Genomic DNA, 1,003 nt, shown 5'->3' on the forward strand with positions numbered 1-1,003 from the left:
ACCCGGCGGCTGGAGAAGGGCCGGTTTATCTGGCCGAACATGGAGGGCGGGGCGGTAGCAATCTCACCGGCGCAATTGTCCTATTTGTTGTCCGGGATCGATTGGCGCAATCCGCAGGAAACCTGGCACCGGGCGATGTCGTCATTTTCGACAATGTCGGCTTTCATAAATGCGAACGGGCCGAGGAACTGCTCAAACCGCAGGGCGCATGGCTTGTGTGCCTTAGAGACCTGTGCGCGGGCGACTGTACCGAAGTGAACGACTGTGTTTGTATCAATCTCAACAATGGATTGAGGGATTGGAATGGGACGTCGGCCCATAGATCAGGAGAAGTTCGGCCTTGTCGTCGACCGCGGTAAACCGTCCTCCCTGGATGCGCTTGTCAAACTGATCGGCTGGGCACCGATCGATGGCGCCCTCGGGGTGGTTTCCTGTGTTGCCAAGGGAGAACCTGCCTTGCGCCGTTGTCGTTGTTCAGGGCAATGCTGCTGTCGATCTGGCACGACCTGTCCGACGTCAAGCTCGCCGAAGCACTAGACGACCGCGCCTCCTTTCGACGCTACTGTGGCTTTTCGGTCTCGGAACCGACGCCGGAGCCACCGCCTTTGTTCGTTTCCGCAAGACCCTTCTCGCACAGGGACTCGATAGGTCCTGTTCAAGCAGATAATCGACCTCCTCAAGGCGCAGACGATCCACGTCAAGACCGGCACGCTGGTTGATGCAACGATTATCGCCGCGGCCAGTGAGGATGATAGTGCGTATCGGGGAAACCATATCAGTGATGCGGTGCGCGCCAAAGGTGGCACGCTGCCCGTCTTCGCTACCGCCATGTGGGGCGCGACGAAGCCGTAACGCTGGCACGTCTGGATGCCTGGATGTTGGTTTCCGCGCGGAACTGAGCCGGTTTTTCCACCGAGAAGTGAGCCACCTCTGAGTATGGTTTTCTGATCAGGGTTTGGTCAAGGGATTGGCTTTTTCTCCTCTCTTCTGGGCCGCAGCGGCC

Annotated in this window: 3 protein-coding genes; 2 read left to right on the forward strand and 1 reads right to left on the reverse strand. The window is 58.6% G+C overall.

The window, feature by feature from the left end; genetic code table 11:
- Window positions 1-39 precede the first annotated feature (39 nt).
- Window positions 40-258 (forward strand): hypothetical protein, encoded by a 219-nt coding sequence (locus IB277_RS37590; protein ID WP_246812925.1) that lies wholly within the window; start codon window positions 40-42, stop codon window positions 256-258.
- A 224-nt stretch (window positions 259-482) separates the two neighbouring features.
- Window positions 483-719 (forward strand): transposase, encoded by a 237-nt coding sequence (locus IB277_RS39115; protein ID WP_192373408.1) that lies wholly within the window; start codon window positions 483-485, stop codon window positions 717-719.
- 101 nt (window positions 720-820) lie between these two features.
- Here the strand turns inward: IB277_RS39115 and IB277_RS37935 are convergent.
- Window positions 821-1,003, reverse strand: a 183-nt coding sequence (locus tag IB277_RS37935) for a hypothetical protein (RefSeq protein ID WP_210339738.1), incomplete at its 5' end; no start/stop codon positions are given.

Source organism: Ensifer sp. ENS07 (assembly GCF_014852185.1).
Lineage (GTDB): Bacteria > Pseudomonadota > Alphaproteobacteria > Rhizobiales > Rhizobiaceae > Ensifer > Ensifer adhaerens.